Consider the following 25,022-nt stretch of genomic DNA (forward strand, 5'->3'; position numbering starts at 1 on the left):
TTTCCGCGTGAGCTTAGGTCGCTTCGCCAGGTCCTGCGGACTTGGCATTCTTTCTTTTTTGGCCGCGCTCTTTCCAGGTGTTGTAAAAGAGCTCGAAGACGCAGCGGACAATGCTGGCAAATGAGTGCAGCGGCCGATCTTTCGGATAGGGCGGCACAATCCAGGCATCCGCGCGTGCCAGCACCACGCGCACCAGCTCACGTCGTTTTTCCAGCGGCATCGCTTCAAACATCAGGCGAATAACGCTGGCGTCGGCGCCAATCAGGCTGACCGGGATACAGACCGCGCCGGACTGCAGCCGCAGTTCCACTTCCTCGATGCGATCGGTTTGATAGCGGTCGTCGGGGGTTACCAGCTTCATCCCGCCCATGGAGAGGTCCAGGGTTTCGGTGCGCACCGAAATACCGCTGGCGTAGTGGATAATGGCCGGGATGCTGACATCGATACGGATAGTCTTGCGGATCTGGCGCGTTTCCTTGGCCACCGCAATCGCCGCCAGCAAAATGATGACGCTCAGGGACGCCCAGACGATATTGAGCAAAATCACCCGGGGATCGACGTTAAAATAGTCATGCATGATCGCGCGCACTACCCCGGCGGCAATACCCATGCCCAGAAGCACCGCCACGATCAGATGCGGTTTGACGATATGGAAATCAAAGAAGCCGACATCCAGTAACCCGCCTTTATCGGTGACGTTAAACTTACCGTGCCGGGGGGAAATCAGGGTCAGCAGGGTGGGGATAATCAAATGGAACGCCATGGTCGTTTCGTAAATTTCACCCCAGAAGGTATAGCGGAAACGCCCGTTCATGCGGGAATTGATATAGATGGCCAGGAACAAATGCGGCAAAACATAGGCAAATATGGCGCTGGCGGAAGAGGCGATAATATTTTGGTTAAACAATAAATACGCCAGCGGCGCGGTCAGGAACGCCACGCGCGGCAGGCCGTATTGGAAATGCAGCATGGCGTTGAGATAACACAAACGCTGTTGCCACTTGAGGCCGCGGCCGAATAACGGATTGTCCAGACGAAAAATCTGGGTCATGCCCCGCGCCCAGCGGGTACGCTGGATAACATGCAGCCCCAGGCGCTCGGTGGCAAGACCCGCCGCCAGCGGAATGGACAGAAAGGCGGAGTTCCAGCCCAGCCGCTGCAGCTTCAGCGCGGTATGGGCGTCCTCGGTGACGGTTTCCACCGCGAATCCGCCGATTTCTTCCAGCGCGCTGCGCCGGATCACCGCACAGGACCCGCAAAAAAAGGTGGCGTTCCAGTTATCGTTGCCTTGCTGCACCGGCCCGTAGAACAGCGCGCCTTCGTTGGGGATATCGCGCGCCGCCGACAGGTTGCGCTCGAACGGATCGGGAGAATAGAAGTGGTGGGGCGTTTGGATCAGCGCCAGGCGATCGTCAATCAAAAAGCTGCCCACGGTGGCCTGCAGGAAACCACGGGTGGCGACATGATCGCAGTCGAATACGCAGATAAACTCGCCTTTGGTCACGGTCATCGCATGGTTAAGGTTGCCGGCCTTGGCATGCTTATTATCGTTACGGGTGATATAACCCACCCCGGCATCGGCGGCAAACACCGCGAATTCATTGCGTTTACCGTCGTCCAGAATATAGATTTTCATCTTGTCGCGCGGGTAGTCGATACACTGCGCCGCAAGGACGGTATCACGCACCACGTCCAGGCTCTCGTTATAGGACGGGACGTAGACATCCACCGTCGGCCAGGTGGCCGGGTCGTCCGGCATAGGTTCAATTTTGCGCTTTAACGGCCAGGTGGTTTGCAGGTAACCCAGCACCAGGATAACCCAGGCATACATTTCGGCAATAAACAGGCCGATCCCCAATACCGCTTCAATCACCGAATTAAAGTGCAGCGTTTCGGTAGCGCGCCAATAGATATAGCGGGTGGACATCAAAAAAGACATCACTATCATGATGACGCTGATTAAATGGCTTTTACTTACGCCCAGCAGCAACATCAGTCCGATACTGAACAGGCCGAAGATGTATTGTTTGTCGCTGTCCATCGGCGTGATGATGATAAGCACGGCAACAGGCAGTAACAGTAAAAGCAGTATAGAAAATAGAAACTTATTCATGCCTGTTCCTGTGCTTATTATTTGATGCCGTGATTAGGCATGGCATAAAACTCGCCATCGCCCACTTTCACGCCGACAATGGCGGCGACTTTTTTGCTGATGAGTTCTATATCGAACGCGGCGGCGGACACCGGGCTGAATTCAATGATTGAACGCTGCGACGCGTTGGCTTCGGGTACGCACTCATCGCGGTGTATGGTGCCTAATAACCGGTCGCCCAGACGCTGTTCAAAAAACTGCGATACGTCGCGGCTTAAGTTGCGGCGCATATCGCTTTGATTAACCACATAATATTCCCCAAGGCGGTTATTCATCGGCGCGCCGAGGAATTTGTGGTTTTCCATTTGCGGTAATAAGGAAAGCGAGGCGGTATCCGCCAGCATGACCACAATGTGCATATCCGCGAAGGGTTGCACGGCTTTTAACGCCGCCACCGGGCCGGGAGGAAAATCGGCGATGACCACCAGGCCGGGGTAATTTAATACCGTGTTTAATCCGCGCAGCAGGAAATGCGGATCGCGGCTGATGGCGTTTTCAAACGCCAGACGCTGTTCTTCCTCCACCTCGCCATAGGGCAGGACAAACAGATTGGCGTCGGCTTTCAGGATAAACTGACTCCAGTCCACGGCGGTGGTGGCCTGTGCCACGTAGCCGCGGGTATCGGAAATCGGTACGCCGAAATGCAGCCGCAGCGCGTTTTGCACATCGAAATCGATAACCAGCACCTTGCTGCCGCTGCGGGCCAGGGCGTAGGCAAGATTGGCGCTGACGGTTGTTTTACCCACGCCGCCCTTCGGCGAACAGACACAGACTAACGGCATAACGCAATATTCTCTAAAAGAAGTGAAAGGGGCGTATCCCGACCCGACGGCATTGCCGATGACTGGGATTTCCGGTTAAACAGACTATTAAAGCGCATGGTACCGGCGGCATTGGCCGGCGCCCGGACCGATGACGCCGCCGTAGAAGACGTCCGGGCGGGTTGGTCATGCCGCGCTGCGTCAAAGAGCGATGCCGCGGCGGGGCGGCCGTGTTGCCCGGCGTCGAAAAGCGATGCCGCGGCGGGGCGGCCGTGTTGCCCGGCGTCGAAAGGCGATGCCGCGGCGGGGCGGCCATGTTGCCCGGCGTCGAAGGGCGATGCCGCGGCGGGTTCCTGTGACCGCGTGGGCACGGCGGCGGGCGGAGCGGCAAATTCCTGCTGTATGGCGTTAAGAAACGCGGCGCCCGCGGGCGCATTGCCGTCCTGGGGCGTGGCGACGGGCGCCACGGGGCCTATCGCCGGCAGCGCCTTGCCGACCGCGCTCATCAGGGGGGAAGCAAAAGACTCCGCCGCTGTTGAGGCCTGCGGCTGATAGTGGGCGTTTATGGCGCCAATGTCCCGATTAATATTTCCGCCCGCGCGCGGTCTGCTGGGCCGCCAGCGGTTGCCCCAGCGGCGATGCGCTGAATTCTTTATCCGAGACGGGAGCGGGGGTGGGCTGTGTGGGGCGCCCCTGCTCCAGGGGATGAAAAGGTTCATCGGCCGTGGCCACTTGTTTTATAATCGCCCAGTTATGCGCGGTAATATTAGGATTGCTTTCAGCGATTTCTTTATAATCAATGCCTTCCATATTGAGTTTTTCTTTAAACCGCTTAATATCATCGTAATTATTCATTCCTACCTCACCGGATAAATTTGCGCGACCACTCTGCGGACCGCATTATCTTATGAACAAGACGGCGCCCGCGGGTTATGTTAGGGATGGTAATGGGCCTCGAGCCTGGCACAATGAAATGAATGAGAAGGTCCTCAAGACAAACTAATACAAGTTTCAATTTTTTACAAAGTTAAATCAAATGAAACACATTGAGCTGCGGTAAAATTATAGTCCCGTCTTGAGTGCCGAAGCAGTGAAAATGTAAATCTTCAACGCCGGCATGGGGCGGCTATGAATAAAAGCGATAGCCTGGGAAATGCCATTATCCTCTGCTCATGCTATCCCATTCGTGATGCCTGCGAAAAATTATAAAGAAAACGTAATGTCTTGTTAAAATAATGGCATTTCAAACTGCAACAAAACTGATGTAAGGCGCTGATTGCATTTTACACAGCTGTTGTTCTTCACGCCAGCGCCGCAACGTCAGGGATGCGCGGGGATTAATGCCCTATCTACCCCACCGGCGCGCGCCAGGACCGCCATGAATCAGAATATTCCTAGGTAAAACGTCGTCATTATAACCGAGTGTCGCCGATAAGCGTTAAAGAGACGAAATGCCTGTTTTAAAAAATAAAACCCGGCGTGAGATAGTATATATTAGTATGCACAAAATCGCTCTGCGGCCCGCCCGGCAACTTTTGCTGCCCGAATCGCGAAAATATGCGCTGTCCTTCGTCATGGCCGGGGCCGGGGTGAGCCGGGTAACCGTCCGCCGGGTTAGGGAGCGTAACGGGTCGAGCTGAAAAACGCCTTGGAGAACAGTTTGCGGATCAGACGTTCATTAACGATTAAACAAATGGCTACGGTGTCAGGCGTGGCGCTGGTGACTATTTGCATTTTCATTGTGATCCAGCTGTTCCATTTTGTGCAGCAGCGCCGTGAGGATTACGCCCAGCAGCTGCAAAATATAGCCATGTCGGTGCGTCAGCCTTTATCCAGCGCGGTATTAAAGGGAGACGTGCCGCAGGCCGAGCGGATTCTCGCCACCCTGAAGCCGGTGGGCATCCTGAGCCGGGCGGATGTGGTGCTGCCGGATGATTTCCAGGTGCTGCACGCGGATTTTCCGCCGGAGCGGCCGGTGCCGGCGCTGATAGAGCGCCTGTTCCGGCTGCCGGTGGAAATCTCGGTGCCGCTGTACGCGCTTCCGCGGCCTTCGCATCCACGGGCCCTGGCGTCGCTGGTATTGCAAGCCGACTCCTACCGGTTGTACCAATTTATCGCCAGCGCGTTTTCCACCATGATGTCCACCTATCTCCTGCTGGCGCTGGTGCTGACGATTGCGATCACCTGGTGTATTAACCGCCTGATGGTCCATCCCCTGCGTGAAATCGCCCGCAGTCTGGAAACGCTGCCGGCGCAGGACATTCCCCGCCACCAGCTTTCGCTGCCGGATATGCACCGCGACGACGAGCTTGGCGTGCTGGTGCGCAGCTATAATCGCAACCAGCAGATACTGGCCGGCATGTTCGACGATCTTAACCGGCTGTCGACCCGCCATGCCGAGACCGCGCTGCCGAATAAAAACCTGTTTACCGCCATGCTGGATTCGCGCATGGCCCTGTGCCGGGATATGCAGCAATATTGCCTGCTGGTCATCAGTATCAGCACGCTACAGGAAGCCACCGGCATTCTTACCGAGGCGCAACGGGGCATCCTGCTGATGACGCTGACCCGGCAGCTTAAGCGGCACCTTAACGATCATCGTTTTCTCGGCCAGCTCAATCACAATGAATTCGCATTGTTCGATCACGGAATCCAGAACGCTTACGAAGGAATGCAGCTGGCGCAGGGCATCATGAAAAGCATTAATGCCCCCCTGGCCATCGGTAGCCTGTCGCTGCGTCCCGCCGCCAGCATCGGCATTGCCCTGAGGCTGCGCAACGACGAGTCCGCGCATCAACTGCTGCGGCGCGCCACGTCCGCCATGATGCTGGCCCATGACAACGGCAAAAACCAGATCTTATTCTTCGAGCCCAAGCTCACCGCCATGGTTCACCGGCGCATGACGCTGGAAAGCACCATCCTGGAAGGCATAGAGCAGGAACGCTGCGCACTGTTCTTCCAGCCGCAGGTGGATATTCGCGACCGGCGGCTGATTGGCGCGGAGGTCTTGCTGCGCTGGCGCCAGGATGACGGCAGCTACTCGCTGCCGTCGGATTTCATCAGCGGCGCCGAAGAAATCGGCGCGATGGTGCCGCTGGGCAACTGGGTCTTGGAAGCCTCCTGCCGCATTCTGGCGCAATGGCGTAAACGCGGTATCCATCTCCAGCTGGCGGTGAACCTCTCGGCCAAACAACTGCAGGAATCCAATCTGGTGCCGTTTCTCAAAGTGCTGCTGGCCCGCTACGAGATCGCGCCCGCACAACTGGTGCTGGAAATCACCGAGACCGCGCGCATTACTGAATTCGAGCACTCCCTCGGCCTGCTGCGGCAAATGCGCGAGCTGGGGATTTTGATTGCGCTGGATGATTTCGGCATGGGCTACTCCAGCCTTTATTATCTGGACCGGTTGCGCAACCTGCCCATTGATTTGCTGAAAATCGACCGGAGTTTTATCGAAAAACTGCCGGAGGATTTGGTGATGCTGCGTATTGTCAGCGCCATTGCCGAGGTGCTGTCGCTGCCGGTTATCGCTGAAGGCGTGGAAACCCAGGCGCAGCTGCAATGCCTGCTGGATCATAACATCAGCTGGGGACAGGGCTATCTGTTTTCCGAGCCTCTGCCCCAGGAGGATTTCGAGCAGCGTTTCCTGCATCTCGCCGCCGTTTGATCGCCGGTGCGGCCGTGTGCCGCTTCCCATGGCCGGTTACTATAGTTTCTAAAGTCCAACTGAAGCGTTTCAATTCTAATTTCTCTCCGTTGCCTGCCGACAACCCCCGCGCGGTGGTGTATTGGTATTTCGAGATATGTAATTCATTATCAAATCATTAATATCCTTGCTACATATTCAACCCACTTAAACGCGTATAACTAATGAATAAGGTTGGCGTATGACATTCAACCCGTTTAAAAGCCTTTATCTTCAGGTCCTGGTGGCCATTGCGGCAGGGATCCTGCTCGGGCATTTCTATCCGGAACTGGGCGCGGACATGAAACCCCTGGGCGATGGTTTTGTTAAATTGATCAAGATGATCATTGCACCGGTTATCTTTTGTACCGTGGTCACCGGTATCGCGGGCATGGAAAGCCTGAAAGAGGTGGGCCGCACCGGGGCGGTGGCGCTGCTGTATTTTGAGATCGTCAGCACCATAGCGCTGATTATCGGCCTGATTATCGTTAACGTGGTGCAACCGGGCGCCGGCATGAATATCGATCCGGCCACCCTGGATGCCAAGGCGGTGGCTATCTATGCGCAGCAGGCCGAGCAGCAGGGACTGGTGGCGTTTCTGATGGATATCATCCCGGCGAGCGTAATCGGCGCTTTCGCCAGCGGCAATATCCTGCAGGTGCTTTTGTTCGCGGTGTTGTTCGGTTTCGCCCTCCACCGCCTGGGCGAAAAGGGCCAGGTGATTTTTAACGTTATCGACAGCTTCGCCAAGGTGATTTTCGGCATTATCAATATGATCATGCGCCTGGCGCCGATTGGCGCATTCGGGGCCATGGCCTTTACCATCGGCAAGTATGGCCTGGGGTCGCTGATACAGCTGGGGCAGCTTATCGCCTGTTTCTATCTGACCTGCATCCTGTTCGTGGTGGTGGTGCTGGGGCTGATTGCGCGGGTCACCGGCTTTAATATCTTCCGTTTTATCAACTATATCAAAGAAGAACTGCTGATTGTGCTCGGCACCTCTTCTTCCGAGTCGGCGCTGCCGCGCATGCTTGATAAAATGGAGCGCGCCGGCTGCGAAAAATCGGTGGTGGGCCTGGTGATCCCCACCGGCTATTCCTTTAACCTCGACGGCACGTCCATCTACCTGACCATGGCGGCGGTGTTTATCGCCCAGGCCACCAATAGCCATATGGACATCATCCATCAGGTGACCCTGCTGGTGGTATTGCTGCTGTCAAGCAAGGGGGCGGCGGGCGTCACCGGCAGCGGCTTTATCGTCCTGGCCGCGACCCTGTCGGCGGTCGGGCACCTGCCGGTGGCCGGGCTGGCGCTTATCCTCGGCATTGACCGGTTTATGTCCGAGGCCCGCGCGCTGACCAACCTGGTGGGCAATGGCGTCGCCACTATCGTCGTGGCCAAGTGGTGTGATCAACTGGATGAAAAACAGCTGAACGCGGTGCTTAAACCCACGAAAACGGCCGCCTCCGGAACCTGATCATTTCCTGCTGTTTTTGCCCCCCTTTTACCGGCCGATGCATGGCGATACGGCCGGTAATGCCCTGTTACGCCTATTTTTATCTCGTTTATACCCCAGGCGGTACTATTTTATGCCGTGCCGTGACATCCGCAAAGGTCTGCGGTCTAACAACATGGTACACTTTGCGCCACGCTTTTTTCCGACGGAAAAAGTACTAATCGATGGAACGCACGGTAAACCGTCTGAGTGAGATTACATATTTTAATAGGCAGTTATTGAGTAGGGGTTCACATGCAGGGCACCGGAATTCGTCTTTTCATGAGTGGAGTGTTACTGGCGACGGTGGGTGGCAATGTTCAGGCAGAAGCATTACAACCCGATCCCGCCTGGCAACAGGGTAAACTCAGTAATGGCTTCTCCTGGCAAGTGTTGGCAACACCGCAACGGCCGAACGATCGTATTGAATTACGCTTAATGGTGAATACCGGTTCGCTGGCTGAAAACGCGCAGCAGACCGGTTTTGCGCGCCTGCTTCCGCGCCTGGCGTTGACACACAGTGAAAACTTTTCCTCCGCGCAGCTGAAATCACTCTGGCAACAGGGCGTGGACCGCGAACGTCCGCAGCCTCCGGCCGTCATCTCCTACGATTACACGCTTTACAGCCTGAGCCTGCCCAACGGCCGCCCCGAGCTGTTGAAAGAGGCGCTGAAATGGATGATGAACACCGGCGGCCATTTAACCATTAATCCCACCACGCTGCATGCCGCCCTGGAAGGGGCCGATCCGGTGGCGACCGCCCCCGCCAATGCCGGCAGCCCCTGGTGGCATTACCGCCTTAAAGGGTCGGTCTTGCTGGCCCACGATCCGAGCCGGCAGGCGGCCGCGCCGGTGAGCGGCCAGCAGTTGCAGCAATTCTATCAGCGCTGGTATACGCCGGACGCCATGACGCTGTATGTGGTGGGCAACGTCGACAATCGCGGGCTGAACGAGCAGATCGTCAAAACGTTCTCATCGCTGAAGGGCAAGCGCGATACGCCTTCCACGCTGCCGGCGCTGTCGCCGCTGGTGGCGCAGCCGGTCAGCCTGATGAGCGAGGACGCCAAAGAAGATAGTCTGAAGCTGGTATGGGATACTCCCTGGCAGCCTATCCGCGATTCGCGCTCCCTGGATCGCTACTGGCGCAGCGATCTGGCCCGCGAGGCGCTGTTCTGGCATGTCCAGCAGGCCATGCAAGACAGCAACCTGAAGCAGACCAACCTGCGTTTCGATTGTAATGTGCATTACCAGCGCTCCCAGTGCGCCGTGCATATGGACACCGCCATGGACAACCTGGCGGCCGCGTTGACCTTCGTTTCCCATGAGCTGGCGAACCTGCGCAATAACGGCCTGAGCAAGGCGGAGTTCGACGCGCTTATGGCGCGCAAGACCGGCGAGCTGGGCACGCTGTTCGCCACTTACGCCCGTACCGATACCGACATATTAATGAGCCAGCGTCTGCGTTCACAGCAAAATGACGTGGTGGATATCGCGCCGGAGCAGTACCAGAAGCTGCGCAACGCGTTTTTGTCTAAGCTGACGCTGCAGATGCTTAATGAAGAGTTGCGCTCGCAGCTATCGCAAAACGCCACGCTGGTGCTGATGCAGCCCAAGGGCGAGCCGGAAATGAATATGAAGGCGCTGCAGGAAACCTACGAGCATATCATGGCGCCGGGACCGCAGCCGGCAGCCGTCGATGAGAGCAAACCGGAAGTCACGGATATCCCGCCGCCGTCTTGATGCGGGCTGGGCGGGGCTGGTTTCAACGCGGTAACGGCGGGCATGATGGCGGCGATAGCCAGGAAAGGGCATTCGCCGCCTCACGCATCATGGGCTTATGCAGGTATTGCGGGCATTGCGTCGCGTGGAATGATGGCGCCGCGATATTGGATCACCGTGCTGGCGGTCAGGTGGCCGCATTTGGCCGCAGAGACCGCGTCGCCGCCGGTCAGGCGCACCGCCAGATAGCCGGCGCTGAACGAGTCGCCCGCGGCGGTGGTATCGACCACCTTGTCCTTCGGCAGTTTGATCGCCGGCACGTCCAGCAGTTCCCCTTCCCGGGTCGTTACCAGACAGGACTCGGCGCCGCGTTTGATGACAATTTCCTGCACGCCCCAGCCGCGGGTGCGCTTAATGACCTCGTCCACCGGCTGTTTGCCCCACAGCATATCTTCATCGTCGAGGGTCAGGAAGGCGATATCGGTGTGGGTGAGGATATCCCGATATGCGCTTTGGGTTTCTTCCCTGCTCGCCCACAGGCGTGGACGATAGTTATTGTCAAAGATGACCTTGCCGCCGTTATCCCGGCAGGTTTTCAGCAGCGCCAGCAGGCGCTGGCGGCTTTCGGCGCTGAGGATGGCGATGCTGATGCCGCTCAAATAAAGATAATCAAAACCCGCCAGCTCCCGGCAGATACGCTCTGAATCCGCGCTTTCCAGCCAGTAGCGCGCGGCGGCTTCATTACGCCAGTAATAGAAGGTGCGCTCGCCGGTGGCGTCGGTCTCGATATAATATAAGCCCGGCAAACGGTTATCCAGGCGCTGGATAAGATCGGTTTTCACCCCTTCCTGCCGCCATGCGCCGATCATGTCTTCACTGAAGGTGTCGGTGCCGAGCGCGGTGACGTAATGTACGTCCAACTCGCCCGAGGTGACCAGCCGCGCAATATACACCGAGGTATTGAGCGTATCGCCGCCAAACCCGCGTTTAACATCGGTGCCTTTTTCGGACAGTTCAATCATGCATTCGCCGATAACGGCAATGTTTTTGGTTGTCATTTACTGCGAGCCTGTATGAATAAAGTGAATAGAAAGGGGTTAACGCACTTAGTCTCACTAGATTGGTCGCCGCCGTCAATAGCACTGAAACGTTGTTTTAATTTTTCATGACTTAGATCGCGCCCTGCGGGGACCCTTGTTCAGGGATAATCACTATTTTCAGTAACAAATTCAATCATTATCCTGCCTCAGGTCAGAAATCCTCAACTATGATTAATGACATAAGGCCGTTTAATGAGGAATGTTATCACCATGACCCGGACGAAAAAGGCGATCTTAGGCATTGTATTATTTTTAGTGGTGGTATTGATTGCCATCGTTATTTTTATCGCCACGTACGATCTGAATCGTCTGAAGCCCACGATCAATGAAAAGGTTACCGCCGAGCTGCACCGGCCCTTCGCCATTAACGGCGACCTGGGCGTACAGTGGTCGCGCCAGCGGGACGAGGCGGGATGGCGGGCATGGATCCCCTGGCCGCATCTGCATGCGGAAGACGTGGTACTCGGCAACCCGCCCGACGTGCCCGGCGATTATACCGCCCGGCTGAAACGGGTGGAGGCCAGTCTGTCGCCGCTGGCGTTGCTGCATAAGGAGATCTACCTCCCGCGCATTACTCTTTTCAGCCCCGACGCCGCGTTAAAGCGTTTGGCCAACGGTAAGAACAACTGGACCTTTAACCTGGCCAACAGCGATCAGCCGCAGCAGGACACGCCGCCTTCCGCCTGGTCATTCAAGGTGGACGATATTGCCTTTGACCAGGGGAAAATTGACTTTCTCGACCCGATAACCAAGGCCGACATTCATATGACGGTCAATCCGCTGGGCAAGCCTATCCCTTACGCGGAGCTGGCCGGCGCCAGCACCAAGGATAATACCACCCGGGGCGACGCCTCCAGCGCGGGCGGCGACAAAACGGCCAAGGCCGATGATACCTCGGCCAAATCCGGCGGCGATGATAAAACGGCTAAGGCCGATACCGCGGCCAAGTCGGGCGGCGATGAAAAAACGGTCAAGGCTGATACCGCCGCCAAGTCCAGTGGTGTTGAAAAAACGGCCAAGGCCGATACCGCGGCCAAGTCCAGTGGTGATGAAAAAACGGCCAAGGCCGATACCGCGGCCAAGTCCGGCGGCGATGAAAAAACGGCCAAGGACGATACCGCCGTCAATCCGGATGGCAGCGGCGCGGCGCGGCGTACCGACGACTATATCTTCGGCTGGAAGGTGACGGGGAAATATAACAACGAGCCCCTGAGCGGCGACGGTAAAATCGGCGGCATGCTGGCGCTGCGCAGCGCCAGCCGGCCCTTCCCTTTGCAGGCGGACGTGCGCTCCGGCGCGACCCGGGTCGCTATCCAGGGGACGCTGGAAGATCCGATGAACCTGGGCGGCCTGGATTTGCGGCTGCGGCTGGCGGGCGATAACCTGGGGGATCTGCATGCCCTGACCGGTGTCGTATTGCCGGATTCACCGCCGTATTCAACGGACGGGCACCTGATTGCCCATTTCCAGGGCAAGGAGGCCGGGCATTATCGCTATGAGAAATTTAACGGCAAAATCGGCTCAAGCGATATCCACGGCACGCTGGAGTTCGTGCAGGGTAAACCGCGACCTTCCCTGACCGGGGAAGTGGTGTCGAATGAACTGCGCTTTGCCGATTTGGGGCCGCTTATCGGCGCGGATTCCGGCACGGAAAGCGGTAAGCAGAAAGCCAAAACCCAGTCGGTACAGCCGGCGGATAAGGTGCTGCCCTACGATAAATTCGATACCGCCAAGTGGGATACCATGGACGCGGATGTGAAATTCACCGGCAAGCGCATCGAACACGGCAAAAATCTGCCAATCAGCGATCTTTATACCCACGTTAAGCTAGATGACGGCGTGCTGCTGCTTGACCCGCTGCGTTTTGGCATGGCGCGCGGCAACCTGAATTCCACCATTAAGCTTGAGGGCAACAAGACGCCGATGCGGGGCAGGGCGGATTTGCACGCGCGCGGACTGCAGCTTAAGGCGTTGTTCCCCGACGTGGAAGCCATGCGCAGCAGCATGGGGCAGTTGAACGGCGATGCGCAGTTTACCGGCACCGGTAATTCCGTGGCCGCGCTGTTGGGCAGCGCCAATGGCGATGTGCGTATTCTGATGAACGACGGCGTTATCAGCCGTAATCTGATGGAAATCGCCGGCCTGAACGTGGGTAACTATGTGGTCGGCAAACTGTTTGGCGACGAACCGGTGAAGATTAACTGCGCGGCGGCGGACCTGGGGGTGCGTAACGGGTTGGCTACGCCGCGCTTGTTTGTGTTTGATACGGAGAATGCGGTCATTAATATTGCCGGCACGACTAATTTTTCCAGCGAACGGCTGGATTTATCCATCAATCCGGACAGTAAAGGGATGCGTATCGTGACATTGCGCTCGCCGTTGTATGTGCGCGGCACCTTTAAGAACCCCGACGCCGGGGTAAAACCCGGCCCGCTGATTGCGCGCGGGGCGGCGGCGGTGGCGCTTGGCGCGGTTCTGGCGCCGGCGGCGGCGCTGCTGGCGTTGATTTCGCCCAGCGGCGGTGAAGAGAATCAGTGCGGTCCGATTTTGCAGGAAATGAAAAACAAAAAATAACAGGGTGGCACGCTCTCCCTTTAATATGCCGAGTGGAGATTTTGCGATCGCGGTCCTGACGCGTGATGGGGCTGATGCGGTCCGGCAATATTGGCCGCCCCGGGAAGTAAATGTCGCGCTGTTTATGTCGCCTCGTTAGGGGCTTCGTTTGCGGCTGGCGGGGCGATTTATGTCGCCGCGGTGTGAGTTTCGCTTGTCGTGTGCGGGGCGATTTATGTCGTCGTGGCGGAGGTTTCGCTTGTCGTGTGCGAGGCGATTTATGTCGCCGTGGCGGAGGTTTCGCTTGTCGTGTGCGGGGCGATTTATGTCGCCGTGGTGGAGGTTTCGCTTGTCGTGTGCGGGGCGATTTATGTCGCCATGGCGGAGGTTTCGCTTGTCGTGTGCGGGGCGATTTATGTCGCCGTGGCGGAGGCTTCGCTTGTCGTGTGCGGGGCGATTTATGTCGCCATGGTGAAGGTTTCGCTTGTCGTGTGCGGGGCGATTTATGTCGCCATGGCGGAGGTTTCGCTTGCCATGCGTCGGGTTGCTTTATGTATTGCCGGGTGCCGGCAAGCGACAAAGAGGCCGTAGCGCGACGGCCTCCTTGACCTCCGCGCGCCCGGCAGGTCGCGCGTCGCTGCGCGATGCCTTCCGCCGCCCATGCCCCCGTGATGCACCGGCCCGGTATGCGCTCCCGGCGCTACCGGGCCTTTCGCCGCTCCCGGCGGCTCATGCCGGGGTCACAGGCGCCGTCAGCGCGCTTTATGCCGGTCCCTATTTCGCGGTTCGCACCGCATATTATGAAACAACAGCGGCGCTGATGCTTGGGATAAGGTCTGGCGCCGGGATACGGTTAACCATTACAGAATGCAACGGGTCTGGAATGCCGCTGACATAGCGAAAAGCAGGCATACCGAAAGAGACTTATCAGTCATGCAGTCATGCAGTCATGCAGTCATGCAGTTATGCCATATGACATTCATCATTCAATTTTGAGTTTTGAGTTTTGAGTTTTAACATTAAGCATTACGCTTCCAGCCATTAGCCATCAGCCTGTAAACATTAGCGTAAAATGAATACTGAGACCTTTCCCGGTAAGCGCATACCGCTAAGAACCCCAAAACGCTGTTTTGCTGGCAGGCGATGGTGTTGACGTGGTGCCGGCATAGAGTGCGCCGGCGGCGCACGTCACGGCTGGATGAGCCGCCGGGAGCGGCGAAAGCCCGGCTTGCGTCTGGAACGCATGCCGGGCGGTCCAAAAGCCGGGATGGGTGATGCCGGGCACCGCGCAGCGGCGCACGATCTGCCGGGCGCGCGGAGGTCAAGGAGGCCGTCGCGCTACGGCCTCTTTGTCGCTTGCCGGCACCCGGCACTGCATAAAACAACCTAACGCATGGCAAGCGAAACCCTCGCCGCGGCAACATAAACCCCACCCGCAAGCTGTACGCGAAAATCCCGCCGCGGCAACATAAACCTCACCCGCAAGCCGTACGCGAAAACCCTCGCCGCGGCAACATAAACCCCACCCGCAAGCCGTACGCGAAAATCCCGCCGCGGCAACATAAACCCCACCCGCAAGCATCAGCGAAACCCTCGCCGCGGCAACATAAACCTCCCCCGCAAGCTGTACGCGAAAATCCCGCCCAAGGGCGACCCGGACATGTCCGCTTAGCGCAGGATGGCGCAGTTGTGATCCTGGATCTCCTCGCTGGAAGCCAGATTACCGCGCAGCAAGTTGCGCTCGCCGGCCAGCAGCGCGAAGCCGCCGTCGGCCAGCGGCACCAGGGCCAGCGTAAAATGCCCCATGTTATCCGCCGCGTCCGGCACGCCGCGCGCCAGCATCAGAAACGGGCTCTGCGCCGCCAGTTCGGCGGCGGTAACGTGCATTGCCAGGTACGGATGCCCCATCAGCGGTTCGCCCAGGGGGCGCCAGGCATTGCCGAGGGCGGCGGCTTCGCTGTCAAGCCGGCGCCGCACATCGGGACGCAGGCAGGAGATATGGATATGCAACTGGTTCTGCGTGCGGCCCGAGGCGGAATTAATCGCCAGGGAGAGGGCGCTGTCCGGGATTGGCGCGCCGCGTTTTTCGGCGAGATAGTGCCGCGCCCGCCAGGCGTCATAAAAGAAGTTGGGGGTCTGGGGCTGTAACAACTGCGGGCTTTCCATACCGGTTATTTTTTCGGTCGGCATCAACAAATACTGCAGGGGGCCGTTCAGGTCCTTAAGTATCACGTACCCCGCCGCCAGGTTGACTTGCGCACAAGGCGCCGGCTGTCCGGTTTTTTGCTGTCCGGGTACGCATTTCTGGCTGACGATCTTCCACAGCGCATCGGGGTTGCCGCCGGGCAAGCGGCTGTAATAGACGCCGGCGCCAAGGGCCGCGATAACCAGCAACAGTATCGGCAGGAAATATCGGTTACGCCGCATATTCATTACAGCCCTCATTATTTTCGCATAATCAAAAAAAACGGGCCGCACCACTGGGGATCCGGCCCGTCATTCTCCAGCCGGCCGGGGGATGGCCCCTGACTGCCGGCGCGCTTATTTTAACAGCTACAATGACCGATGCCGAGTCTCGTGCGTGGCCAGCAGCGCCAGCAGCGTCAGGGTCGCCATTGAGGCCAGGTAGATGCCGACATAGAACAGACCATAATTGGCGGTCAGCCAGGTGGCGATATAGGGCGCGACCGAAGCCCCGATAATCGAGGAAACGTTATAGGAGAACGACGCGCCGGTATAACGCACCTCGGTGGGGAACAGCTCGGGCAGCAGCGCGCCCATGGGCCCGAAGGTGAGGCCCATAACGGTAAAACCGCACAGCAGGAACGCCATTACCAGCCAGATATTGCCCGAGCCAAGCATGGACGGGAAAACCAGCGCGAACAGGATGATAATCAGGGTTACGGTGATCATGGTCCGCCGGCGGCCGAAGCTGTCGGCCAGCTGGCCCGACACCGGCACCAGCAGCCCGAAACCGATGACCCCGACCATCAGCATCAGCAGAAAATCATTGCGGGGGATCCCCAGGCCAATCGGCTTGGGGGTCGTGCCGTAGGTCAGCGAATAGACGGTCATGATATAAAACAGCGTATAGGTCGCCACCATGATAAAGGTGCCGAGCACGGTGGCTTTCAGATGCTTGCTGAACAGCGTGCCGATGGGCATGCGTACCTGCGCCTTGGCCAGGGCTATCTTAGCGAATACCGGCGTTTCGTGCAGCGAGACGCGCACATACAGGCCGATCAGCACCAGTACCGCCGACAGGATAAAAGGCACACGCCAGCCCCAGCTCAGGAACTGCTCGTCGGTCAGCAGCCAGGACAGGGCTAAAAACATGGCGTTGGCGAAAAAGAAGCCGATGGGCGCCCCTAGTTGCGGGAACGAGCCGTACAGCGCGCGCTTATGCGCCGGCGCGTTTTCCGTGGCCAGCAGCGCCGCGCCGCCCCATTCGCCGCCCAGCCCCAGGCCCTGGCCGAAACGGGCCACCGCCAGCAGTATCGGCGCCGCGATGCCGATGGTTTGGTAACCCGGCAGCAGGCCGATGAGCACGGTGGAAATACCCATGGTCAGCAGCGAGGCCACCAGCGTCACCTTGCGTCCGACGCGATCGCCAAAATGCCCGAACAGGGCGGAGCCGATGGGCCGGGCGACGAAGGCCAGCGCGAACGTCGCCAGCGATTGCAGCGTGGCGGCGGTAGCATCGCCCTGCGGAAAGAAAATATGCGGGAAAACGATGACCGCCGCGGTAGCGTAAATATAGAAGTCGAAAAATTCGATGGCGGTACCGATTAACGACGCCACAATCACTTTACCCCGGGAGTTTACCGGGACGGATGGCGCATTGGGTTCGATGGCTGGTGCGATGGAGGCTGGCATGTTGTTTCTTATTGATCAAATGCGTAAAAGAAAGGCATCTTAGACATAGAAAAAAGCATTTTCAATGGCGTATTTTTGACCACCCGGCGTCTTTGCCTGCCAAAAAGCAGATTATGTGACGCAGGCGCTTGTTTGCAGAGAGAACACCGTGATAAGCGCCAACCGGCAGAGTTTAACCCTGCCCCGGGGGCAAATAAAAGGGCGGGGTAAGTGTTATATGCTGGTTTATGGTTATATTTTTGTTAAAAGCAGCAATATAAACTGCCTTTAGCGCATTTTATTGAAATAATACACTGCTATACCGGCGGTAAGCACCATTAGATAGGGCAAGAGGCGGTCCTGTCCCGATGCCACCTGGGCGGCGCAGAGGCGCCGGGCCGCCGGCGGTTTTCCAGGCGCGCCGTAAGATATGCCGGCGCCGGTATTGTCCCGGCCGCGATTCGCCGCGGGAGGCGCTTTCGTCCCCGGCGGCGTGGGGGTGTCGTCGTCGCGGTATTTTGCCGTGGCTATCCAGGCGGCGCAAAACAACGTCAGGCGGGCAAAAAAGTAGAAAAACGCCATCAGCCCGATCACCGAGCCAAACGCCGCCCCCGAAGGCGAGGTGGCCAGCTTGGGCAGCGTCAGGGTCATGATAATTTTGATGATTTCAAAACCCACCGCCGCCAGGAGCGCCCCGCGGAACATGGCTTTGCTGTGCGGCTTATGGCGGGGGATGACCCAGTAGATCCACAAAAACAGCAGGTAATTGGCCAGCACCGAGACTATCAGCGTGACCACCGTCATGACCGGCCGCAGCCATTCAACGGTGTCCAGCCCCAGGGCTTTGACGATACTTTCCTGGGCGGCGCCGGCGATGGAGGTCAGGGACAGGGTGACAATCAGCGCCACGATAAGTCCAATCAGCGAAATCAGATCGCGCAGGTATTTAAGATAGAATTTTTCCTCATCCTGGGGATTGCGCTCCCATTCGTCGCGCAGCTGGGCGCGGATGGCCTCGCGCAGGTTGCCCATCCAGTTCAGGCCGGAATACAGCGCTATCAGCAGCCCGGTAATACCCACCGTGGTACGCTGTGCGATGGCGGTCTTGACCGTGGTTTTCAGCGTATCCGCCAGGGTCCGGTCGCTGATGCTGTCGGCAATCTTGTTAATCAGGTTGGTCAGGATATCCGGATTGGACGCCAGGAAAAACCCCACCCCGGCGAAGGACACCATTAAAATGGGTATCAGGGACAGGAAGGAAAAATAGGTGATCGCCGCGCCGAACTGGCTGCCCATACGGTCGTTAAAACGCTCCACGGCGCGGATCACGTGCGCCACAGCCGGATAGGCGCTGACTTTCCCGATCAGGCGGCCGGAACGTAACGCCACCTTATCAATCTTTTCGTTGCCGGTATGGATATTGCCGAACAGCGAACTGCCGGATTGCCCGGGGGACGGGGTTGATGTCGTCGATTTTTCAGCCATGATCCTCTCATCTCTATCGCGATATTAGTTCGCCATGCAATTGATTATAGATAAGGATCGCTAAAAACGGCACGGGCGGATCAATCCGGCCACAGCCAGGCGGCGCCGCGCACCCCGCTGGAATCGCCGTGGGCCGCCTTGCGCACCGGCGTTTCGCACTCGCCGCCGAACGTCCAGCCTTTAATCAACGCCGGCAGGGTACGGTATAAGCGGTCGACGTTGCTCATGCCGCCGCCCAGCACCACCACGTCGGGGTCGAGGATATTGATCACATGGGCCAGCGACTTGGCCAGCCGCTGCTCATAGCGGCTGACGGCCATGCCGGCCAGCGCGTCCCCCGCCGCCGCCCGCTGCATAATCTCCGCGCCGGTGGACGGCGGCCCGCCCAGGCGGGTGTAGTCGCCGGCAAAACCGGTGCCGGACACAAAGGTCTCGATACAGCCCGTTTTGCCGCAGTAGCAGGGTACTTCCCGGGCATGGCGCTGTTCGTCCCCGTCCTGCCAGGGCAGGGGATTATGGCCCCACTCTCCGGCGATGCCGTTGCCGCCGGCATGAACCCGGCCGTTGATCGCAAGCCCCGCGCCGCAGCCGGTGCCGATAATCACCGCAAACACGGTGGCGGCGCCGGCGGCCGCGCCGTCGGTGGCCTCGGATACCGCCAGGCAATTGGCGTCGTTGGCGATGCGTACCGGTCGTCCCAGCAGCGCCGTTAAATCCTTATCGATCTCCCGGCCGTTGAGCCAGACCGAATTGGCATTTTTCACCCGTTGGGTATACGGCGACAGGGTGCCCGGGATGCCGATGCCGACGCTGCCCTGCCGGCCGGCGGCCTGTTCGGCGCCGGCCACCAGCGAGGCGATGGCGCGTAGGGTCTGGTCATAATCGTCGCGCGGCGTGGGGATACGCTGGCGATATATCGCCTGTCCGTCCTCGCCCAGCGCCACCACTTCTGTTTTGGTCCCGCCCAGATCTATGCCAATACGCATTGTCACCTCCTCCATTTAATCCGCCGCCGGCCATCGCGTCCCCGATGCGGCATGAGAGACGTCTCACACATCCACATCCTGAACCATGCTATCGATTTGGCTTAATGTACACTCTATTATCATTCCCGTAACACAGCGAAGACGGCATATGAAACCCAGTATTCTTGTCGTGGACGACGACCCCGCCATCTGTGAACTGTTAAACGACATGCTCAGCGAGCATGTATTTACCGTGCACGTCCGCCATCAGGGCCGGTCGGCGCTGGCGCTGCTTGAGCAATCGCCGGAGATTGCGCTGGTGCTGCTGGACCTGATGCTGCCGGATACCAACGGCCTGCTGGTATTGCAGCAGATCCAGCGCCTGCGGCCGCATTTGCCGGTGGTGATGCTCACCGGCATGGGATCGGAATCCGATATCATCGTCGGTCTGGAAATGGGCGCCGATGATTATATCGTCAAACCCTTTCATCCGCGCGTGGTGATTGCGCGCATCAAGGCGGTGCTGCGCCGCGGCGGTTCGCCGTCCATGGCGCCGCCGGCCGCCGGCCGTCACAACGGCTGGCTGTTTAACGGCTGGCGGCTCGACAGCGACAGCTGCACGCTGTTTAATCCCGGCGGGGACCCGGTGGTCCTGACGCAGGGCGAATACAGCCTGCTGCTGGCGCTGATTGCGCACGCCCGTAAAGTGCTTACCCGCGATCAACTGCTGGAGCTGACCCACAGCGAAACCCTGGACGTCTTCGATCGCACCGTCGACGTGCTGATCATGCGGCTGCGCCGTAAGATAGAATCCAATCCCCACCAGCCGACGCTTATCCGCACCATCCGCCGGCTGGGATATGTGTTTGCGGCCGATGTGGTGCGCGCCGATACCGCCATCGCCCAGACCGCCTGAGCGCGTCAGGCCGGTAAGAGGGGGTAGTCGTTGCATAGCAGCCAGCGCGGCGCCTCGTCTTCGGTTATCGGGCTAAAACGCGCCTGTCCCCGCAGGAAACGGTTATCATGCTGGTCGTCATTGGTCATGGAGACTTCGCCCACCAGCACATCGCCATAACCCTCCTCCCCCCAGAAACTGTGGTAAATACCGGGCGTGAGGCAAATGCTTTCCCCGGGCGCCAGCCGCACCCGGGAGCCGGCGGCGTGGGTTTGCCGGCAACCGTCGATGACGACCGTCACTTTCGAGGCGGCGAGCTGTTCCCCCTCATCGCTGTTATACATTTCCACCATCAGGTTGCCGCCGCCCCGGTTGATAATATCCTCGCGCTTATGCCAATGAAAATGCAGCGGCGTGATTTGCGCTTCCCGACAATGGATGGCTTTTTCGGCATAGGTTTTGGCATAAGGCGCGCCGTCGGGGGAGCCGTTGCGCAAGGTGAACAGCGTCAGGCCGGTATGGCTAAAATCGTCGCCGCCGAAATCGGTGACATCCCAGCCCAGGCGCAGATCAAAGACCTCGCGCCAGTGCCGGCGCTCCAGGGCCAGCCAGTCCGGGGGGGAAAAACGGGCAAACGGCGGCAGATGCATGCCGTTGCGGGCAAAAAATTGCTGGGTCTGCTGCAGGATACTGTTGACCTGAGAGCGTTTCATATCGCCTCCGCTGTCATCGGGAGCGGGCGGCGCGATACCTCGCCGCCCATAGGAGGATGATGGCGGGCCGGCGCGGAGTCGACCGCGCCGGCCCGCCGGCGCTGTGGATTATTTCACCGTCCAGCCCTTGTAGCTGCCGACATTGTTGCGATCGATCATTTTCACCGGGATCAGCACCGGGTCCTTGGGTGCCGGCTTGCCTTGTAAAATGTCATAACCGATTTCCACCGCCTTGGCGGCCATGACCTGCGGATCCTGGGCCGGCGTGGCGACAAACAGCGAGTTTTCGCGTTTCAGCGCTTCCTCGCCGTCCGGCGAGCCGTCGACGCCGACGATAAAGAACTCTTTACGCTGGGCCTGCTTGGCGGCCAGATCGGCGCCGATGGCCGTCGGGTCGTTAATGGCGAAGACCGCGTCGATATGCGGGTTGGCCGCCAGCAGCGAGGTCATCACTTCCAATCCTCCCTCGCGGCTGCCCTTGGCATTCTGGTTATAGGACAGCAGTTTGATATCCGGGTGTTTTTTCAGCTCGTTCATACAGCCTTCCACCCTGTTTTGCACCGCGGACACCGGCGGGCCGTTAACAATCACCACCTGGCCTTTGCCTTTCAGCTTATCGGTAATGTATTGGCAGGCCAGTTCTCCGGCCTGCGTATTGTTGGAAGTGATAGTGGCGTCGGCCCCCTCGGCCGCCACATCGACCGCCACCACCACGATGCCCGCGGCCTGAGCGCGTTTCACCGCCGGACCTATGCCTTTGGAATCCGCCGCGTTCAGGATAATCATATCGACCTTGGCGGCGATGAAATTATCGATTTGCCCCACCTGCTGGCCCAGATCGTAGCCGCTGGACACCAGCGTCACGTTAACTTTATCACCGGCCAGTTCCCGGGCTTTCATTTCCGCCCCTTTGGTTATCTGGACAAAAAACGGGTTGGCGAGATCGCCCACCGTTACGCCGATGGCCTTCAGATCCTTGGCCTGCGCCAGGGGGGCGACGGTCAGCATGGCCGCCGTCAGCAACGCGGTATAAACAGGATTAAATCGCATGGTTTCTCTCCGGTATGGGTTATGCCTGATGATGTCGGGTACGGTATTTGTCAATCAGCACCGCTATGATGATCACCGCCCCTTTGATCACCAGCTGCCAGAAATAGGAGACGCCCATCAGCGTCATGCCGTTGTTAAGCGTGGCGATAATCAGCGCCCCCACCAGCGTGCCGGTGATGGTGCCGATGCCGCCGACAAAACTGGTGCCGCCGAGGATCACCGCGGCAATGGCGTCCAGCTCATACCCCATGCCCAGGTTGCCGTTGGCGCTGTAGAGCCTGGAGGCGCTCATCAATCCGCCCAGGCCGGAAAGCAGGCCGCTGGCGGCATAGACGAACAGCAGCACAAAGCTGACCCGGATGCCGGTCAGGCGCGCCGCCTGCATATTGCCGCCCACCGCGTAGATATGCACGCCGAGGGTGGTGCGCCTGAGGATAAACCAGCACACCGCAATCACCGCCAGGGCAATGATAATCAGCCAGGGCACCGGCCCCAGGTAGGAATTGCCGATCCATTCGAAATTGATATAGGAATTGATCACCGTGGTGCCGTCCGCCAGCAGGTAGGCGGCGCCGCGCAGCGCGGTATAGGTGCCGAGGGTGACGATAAACGGCGGCAGGCCGGCGTAGGCCACCAGGATGCCGTTGAACAGCCCCATGCCCAGCCCCGCCAGCAGCGCCAGCGGAATCGACAGCCAGGCCAGCGCCGGATTGAGCGAGACCACCATGGCCACCACCGCCGTGGCGCCAAGCATTGACCCCACCGACAGATCGATGCCGCCGGTCAGGATAATAAAGGTCATCCCGGCCGCCAGGACGATGTTTATGGAAGCCTGGCGGGCGATATTCAGCAGGTTGCTGTCGGTGAAGAAATTGGGCGCGACAAAGCCGAAAATCGCCACGATCAGCACCAGTATCGGCAGGATGCCGACAGTTTGCATCAGGTCGTTCAGCCAGGGCCGTTTGGCGGCGGCCGGCGTGGCCTCGGGGGTAGCGGAATTGGTGGCCATGGCGGCTCCTTAAACGGACGACGTTGTCAGTGCGACGCCGGTGGCCAGCGTCATGATATTTTCCTGCGAAATCTCGCCGCGGCTGAGCTCCCCTGCCAGTCGGCCCTCACACATCACGTATACGCGATCGCTCATCCCGACCACCTCAGGCAGTTCGCTGGAGATCATTAAAATGGCTACGCCCTGCTGCGCCATTTGTCCCATCATGCGATAGATCTCGCTTTTGGCGCCCACGTCCACCCCGCGCGTCGGCTCGTCAAGGATCAGGATGCGCGGATGGATCGCCACCCAGCGCGACACCAGCAGCTTTTGCTGGTTGCCGCCGGACAGCCCGCCGGCGCGCACCTGGGCGTGGGGCACGCGGATATTGAGCGCGCGGATGGCCTCGGACGAAATCGACAGTCCCTTGCGCCGGTTAAGCAGGCCGAAGCGCGCGTCGCGCTCCAGGATCGGCATAACGATATTTTCATGGGCGGCCATATCCAGGAACAGCCCCTGTTCCTTACGGTTCTCGGGCAAAAAGCCGATGCCCAGGGCAATGGCGTCGCGCGGCGAGCGGATGGCGACGGGATTGCCGTCCACGCGCACGACGCCGCCGGTGGGTTTATGGACGCCGAACACCAGCTGCGCCAGCTCGGATCGGCCGGCGCCCACCAGTCCGGACAGCGCGACGATCTCGCCGGAACGCACCGTCAGGCTGACGGGCTTGACCTTTTTGCCGTCGGTAAGATCCCGCAGCTCCAGGCGCACATCGCCCACCGGGATATGGACGTCCTTATTAAACAGATCGCTTAGCGGCCGCCCGACCATCATGCGCACCAGCTCGGCGGCGGAAAGCTGCTCGCGCGTCAGGCTGCCGACATACTGGCCGTCGCGCAGCACGCTGACCCGATCGGAGAGTTCATAGACTTCCGCCATGCGATGGCTGATATAGATAATGGCCATCCCTTCCTGGCGCAGCCGTTTTATCAGCTCGAACAGGCGCTGCGTTTCGCGGGACGAGAGCGCGGCGGTGGGTTCGTCCATCACCAGGATGCGGCTGTTGCGGTGCAGCGCGCGGCCGATTTCCACCTGCTGCTGTTCGGCGATGGTCAGCGACATGACCAGGTCGGTGGCGTGAAACTGGGCGCCCAGGCGATCGATAACCTGCTGGGCCTCCTGGACCATTTTGCCGCGCTGCACCAGGCCGCCGCGCGCCAGCTCACTGCCGAGGAAGATGTTTTCCGCCACCGTCAGGTTGGGCGCCAGATTCATTTCCTGGTAGATAAGCGTAATGCCCGCCGCCAGGGCGTCTTTCGGGCTTTTAATCGGCCTGGGCTCGCCGTCGATGACGATCTCGCCGCTGGTGGCTGTGTAAGCGCCGGCCAGGATTTTCATCAGGGTGCTTTTACCCGCGCCGTTTTCCCCCATCAAGGCATGGATTTCGCCCAGCCAGACTTTGAGGTTGACCGACTTCAGGGCATGGAAATGGCCGAAACGTTTGCCGATATCGCGCATTTCGAGAATCGGGGTAGCTGTCATCCGGTTGGCGCCTTCGTTAAGCCGTCATAGGCGCAGTAAAGCAGGCGCAGATAAATGCAAAATG

19 protein-coding genes are annotated in these 25,022 nt (G+C 59.0%); 6 read left to right on the top strand and 13 right to left on the bottom strand.

Features of this window, described 5'->3' with window-relative positions; translation table 11 throughout:
* Nucleotides 1-13: 13 nt before the first annotated feature.
* The 4 genes from bcsA to ACL2XF_RS21600 form a co-directional block, all read right to left on the bottom strand.
* Nucleotides 14-2,113 (bottom strand): UDP-forming cellulose synthase catalytic subunit, encoded by a 2,100-nt coding sequence (gene bcsA, locus ACL2XF_RS21585; protein WP_413721673.1) that lies wholly within the window; start codon nucleotides 2,111-2,113, stop codon nucleotides 14-16.
* Between the two features lie 17 nt (nucleotides 2,114-2,130).
* On the bottom strand, nucleotides 2,131-2,934 hold the full coding sequence (bcsQ, locus tag ACL2XF_RS21590) for a cellulose biosynthesis protein BcsQ (protein WP_410013024.1): 804 nt from the start codon (nucleotides 2,932-2,934) through the stop codon (nucleotides 2,131-2,133).
* A complete protein-coding gene (locus ACL2XF_RS21595) occupies nucleotides 2,925-3,419 on the bottom strand; it encodes a hypothetical protein (RefSeq protein WP_413727510.1) in 495 nt (164 codons plus the stop codon). Before ACL2XF_RS21595 ends, bcsQ begins: the two co-directional genes overlap by 10 nt.
* Nucleotides 3,420-3,495: 76 nt before the next feature.
* The gene (locus ACL2XF_RS21600; RefSeq protein ID WP_413727511.1) at nucleotides 3,496-3,768 is read right to left on the bottom strand and encodes a hypothetical protein; all 273 of its coding nucleotides are present in this window, start codon (nucleotides 3,766-3,768) and stop codon (nucleotides 3,496-3,498) included.
* Between the two features lie 805 nt (nucleotides 3,769-4,573).
* Between ACL2XF_RS21600 and hmsP the strand changes: the two genes are divergently transcribed.
* The 3 genes from hmsP to ACL2XF_RS21615 all read left to right on the top strand — a co-directional run bounded on the left by hmsP (nucleotide 4,574) and on the right by ACL2XF_RS21615 (nucleotide 9,833).
* Nucleotides 4,574-6,580, top strand: a complete 2,007-nt coding sequence (hmsP, locus tag ACL2XF_RS21605) for a biofilm formation regulator HmsP (protein ID WP_410013026.1) — start codon at nucleotides 4,574-4,576, stop codon at nucleotides 6,578-6,580.
* A gap of 220 nt (nucleotides 6,581-6,800) precedes the next feature.
* Nucleotides 6,801-8,075: a dicarboxylate/amino acid:cation symporter gene (locus ACL2XF_RS21610; protein ID WP_410013027.1), complete on the top strand. Its 1,275-nt coding sequence runs from the start codon at nucleotides 6,801-6,803 to the stop codon at nucleotides 8,073-8,075.
* A gap of 273 nt (nucleotides 8,076-8,348) precedes the next feature.
* On the top strand, nucleotides 8,349-9,833 hold the full coding sequence (locus tag ACL2XF_RS21615) for a M16 family metallopeptidase (protein ID WP_413721672.1): 1,485 nt from the start codon (nucleotides 8,349-8,351) through the stop codon (nucleotides 9,831-9,833).
* 95 nt (nucleotides 9,834-9,928) lie between these two features.
* Here ACL2XF_RS21615 and ACL2XF_RS21620 read toward each other — a convergent pair whose 3' ends face one another.
* Nucleotides 9,929-10,870: a sugar kinase gene (locus tag ACL2XF_RS21620; protein WP_413721671.1), complete on the bottom strand. Its 942-nt coding sequence runs from the start codon at nucleotides 10,868-10,870 to the stop codon at nucleotides 9,929-9,931.
* Between the two features lie 252 nt (nucleotides 10,871-11,122).
* On the opposite strand from ACL2XF_RS21620, the gene ACL2XF_RS21625 reads away from it, so the two are divergent.
* Both ACL2XF_RS21625 and ACL2XF_RS21630 read left to right on the top strand, forming a co-directional pair.
* The gene (locus ACL2XF_RS21625) at nucleotides 11,123-13,486 is read left to right on the top strand and encodes an AsmA family protein (RefSeq protein ID WP_413727512.1); all 2,364 of its coding nucleotides are present in this window, start codon (nucleotides 11,123-11,125) and stop codon (nucleotides 13,484-13,486) included.
* A gap of 243 nt (nucleotides 13,487-13,729) precedes the next feature.
* Entirely contained in the window at nucleotides 13,730-14,056 is a 327-nt protein-coding gene (locus ACL2XF_RS21630) for a hypothetical protein (RefSeq protein ID WP_413727513.1), read from the top strand.
* A 1,077-nt stretch (nucleotides 14,057-15,133) separates the two neighbouring features.
* On the opposite strand, the gene ACL2XF_RS21635 is transcribed toward ACL2XF_RS21630, so the two are convergent.
* The 4 genes from ACL2XF_RS21635 to mak form a co-directional block, all read right to left on the bottom strand.
* Nucleotides 15,134-15,892: a CDP-diacylglycerol diphosphatase gene (locus ACL2XF_RS21635; protein ID WP_410016689.1), complete on the bottom strand. Its 759-nt coding sequence runs from the start codon at nucleotides 15,890-15,892 to the stop codon at nucleotides 15,134-15,136.
* A 126-nt stretch (nucleotides 15,893-16,018) separates the two neighbouring features.
* Complete coding sequence (locus ACL2XF_RS21640; RefSeq protein ID WP_410013031.1) at nucleotides 16,019-17,341, bottom strand: MFS transporter; 1,323 nt, start codon at nucleotides 17,339-17,341, stop codon at nucleotides 16,019-16,021.
* Between the two features lie 267 nt (nucleotides 17,342-17,608).
* Nucleotides 17,609-18,805: an inner membrane protein YhjD gene (gene yhjD / locus ACL2XF_RS21645; protein WP_413727514.1), complete on the bottom strand. Its 1,197-nt coding sequence runs from the start codon at nucleotides 18,803-18,805 to the stop codon at nucleotides 17,609-17,611.
* Between the two features lie 80 nt (nucleotides 18,806-18,885).
* Nucleotides 18,886-19,791: a fructokinase gene (mak, locus tag ACL2XF_RS21650; protein ID WP_410013032.1), complete on the bottom strand. Its 906-nt coding sequence runs from the start codon at nucleotides 19,789-19,791 to the stop codon at nucleotides 18,886-18,888.
* 148 nt (nucleotides 19,792-19,939) lie between these two features.
* Here mak and ACL2XF_RS21655 point away from each other — a divergent pair, with 148 nt between their 5' ends.
* Nucleotides 19,940-20,686, top strand: coding sequence for a response regulator (locus ACL2XF_RS21655; RefSeq protein ID WP_410013033.1), 747 nt, complete (start codon nucleotides 19,940-19,942; stop codon nucleotides 20,684-20,686).
* Between the two features lie 5 nt (nucleotides 20,687-20,691).
* On the opposite strand, the gene ACL2XF_RS21660 is transcribed toward ACL2XF_RS21655, so the two are convergent.
* The 4 genes from ACL2XF_RS21660 to ACL2XF_RS21675 all read right to left on the bottom strand — a co-directional run bounded on the left by ACL2XF_RS21660 (nucleotide 20,692) and on the right by ACL2XF_RS21675 (nucleotide 24,958).
* A complete protein-coding gene (locus ACL2XF_RS21660) occupies nucleotides 20,692-21,378 on the bottom strand; it encodes a D-lyxose/D-mannose family sugar isomerase (protein ID WP_410013034.1) in 687 nt (228 codons plus the stop codon).
* Between the two features lie 108 nt (nucleotides 21,379-21,486).
* Nucleotides 21,487-22,428 carry an ABC transporter substrate-binding protein gene (locus ACL2XF_RS21665; protein WP_413721668.1) on the bottom strand — a complete coding sequence of 314 codons (942 nt, stop codon included), beginning with the start codon at nucleotides 22,426-22,428 and terminating at the stop codon, nucleotides 21,487-21,489.
* 19 nt (nucleotides 22,429-22,447) lie between these two features.
* Nucleotides 22,448-23,437 carry an ABC transporter permease subunit gene (locus ACL2XF_RS21670; RefSeq protein ID WP_413727515.1) on the bottom strand — a complete coding sequence of 330 codons (990 nt, stop codon included), beginning with the start codon at nucleotides 23,435-23,437 and terminating at the stop codon, nucleotides 22,448-22,450.
* Between the two features lie 9 nt (nucleotides 23,438-23,446).
* Nucleotides 23,447-24,958 carry a sugar ABC transporter ATP-binding protein gene (locus ACL2XF_RS21675; RefSeq protein ID WP_413727516.1) on the bottom strand — a complete coding sequence of 504 codons (1,512 nt, stop codon included), beginning with the start codon at nucleotides 24,956-24,958 and terminating at the stop codon, nucleotides 23,447-23,449.
* Between the last annotated feature and the right edge of the window lie 64 nt (nucleotides 24,959-25,022).

This window comes from Sodalis sp. RH19 (genome assembly GCF_047324215.1).
Taxonomy (GTDB): domain Bacteria; phylum Pseudomonadota; class Gammaproteobacteria; order Enterobacterales; family Enterobacteriaceae; genus Acerihabitans.

What these genes read in the sequence shown, in the direction of transcription:
- ACL2XF_RS21595 (WP_413727510.1), bottom strand. Translation starts at nt 3,419, where the DNA reads ATGAGCGCGGTCGGCAAGGCGCTGCCGGCGATAGGCCCCGTGGCGCCC.
- ACL2XF_RS21620 (WP_413721671.1), bottom strand. Translation starts at nt 10,870, where the DNA reads ATGACAACCAAAAACATTGCCGTTATCGGCGAATGCATGATTGAACTG.
- ACL2XF_RS21625 (WP_413727512.1), top strand. Translation starts at nt 11,123, where the DNA reads ATGACCCGGACGAAAAAGGCGATCTTAGGCATTGTATTATTTTTAGTG.
- bcsQ (WP_410013024.1), bottom strand. Translation starts at nt 2,934, where the DNA reads ATGCCGTTAGTCTGTGTCTGTTCGCCGAAGGGCGGCGTGGGTAAAACA.
- ACL2XF_RS21615 (WP_413721672.1), top strand. Translation starts at nt 8,349, where the DNA reads ATGCAGGGCACCGGAATTCGTCTTTTCATGAGTGGAGTGTTACTGGCG.
- ACL2XF_RS21600 (WP_413727511.1), bottom strand. Translation starts at nt 3,768, where the DNA reads ATGAATAATTACGATGATATTAAGCGGTTTAAAGAAAAACTCAATATG.
- ACL2XF_RS21640 (WP_410013031.1), bottom strand. Translation starts at nt 17,341, where the DNA reads ATGCCAGCCTCCATCGCACCAGCCATCGAACCCAATGCGCCATCCGTC.
- ACL2XF_RS21660 (WP_410013034.1), bottom strand. Translation starts at nt 21,378, where the DNA reads ATGAAACGCTCTCAGGTCAACAGTATCCTGCAGCAGACCCAGCAATTT.
- ACL2XF_RS21610 (WP_410013027.1), top strand. Translation starts at nt 6,801, where the DNA reads ATGACATTCAACCCGTTTAAAAGCCTTTATCTTCAGGTCCTGGTGGCC.
- bcsA (WP_413721673.1), bottom strand. Translation starts at nt 2,113, where the DNA reads ATGAATAAGTTTCTATTTTCTATACTGCTTTTACTGTTACTGCCTGTT.
- yhjD (WP_413727514.1), bottom strand. Translation starts at nt 18,805, where the DNA reads ATGGCTGAAAAATCGACGACATCAACCCCGTCCCCCGGGCAATCCGGC.
- mak (WP_410013032.1), bottom strand. Translation starts at nt 19,791, where the DNA reads ATGCGTATTGGCATAGATCTGGGCGGGACCAAAACAGAAGTGGTGGCG.
- ACL2XF_RS21655 (WP_410013033.1), top strand. Translation starts at nt 19,940, where the DNA reads ATGAAACCCAGTATTCTTGTCGTGGACGACGACCCCGCCATCTGTGAA.
- ACL2XF_RS21665 (WP_413721668.1), bottom strand. Translation starts at nt 22,428, where the DNA reads ATGCGATTTAATCCTGTTTATACCGCGTTGCTGACGGCGGCCATGCTG.
- ACL2XF_RS21635 (WP_410016689.1), bottom strand. Translation starts at nt 15,892, where the DNA reads ATGCGGCGTAACCGATATTTCCTGCCGATACTGTTGCTGGTTATCGCG.
- ACL2XF_RS21670 (WP_413727515.1), bottom strand. Translation starts at nt 23,437, where the DNA reads ATGGCCACCAATTCCGCTACCCCCGAGGCCACGCCGGCCGCCGCCAAA.
- ACL2XF_RS21675 (WP_413727516.1), bottom strand. Translation starts at nt 24,958, where the DNA reads ATGACAGCTACCCCGATTCTCGAAATGCGCGATATCGGCAAACGTTTC.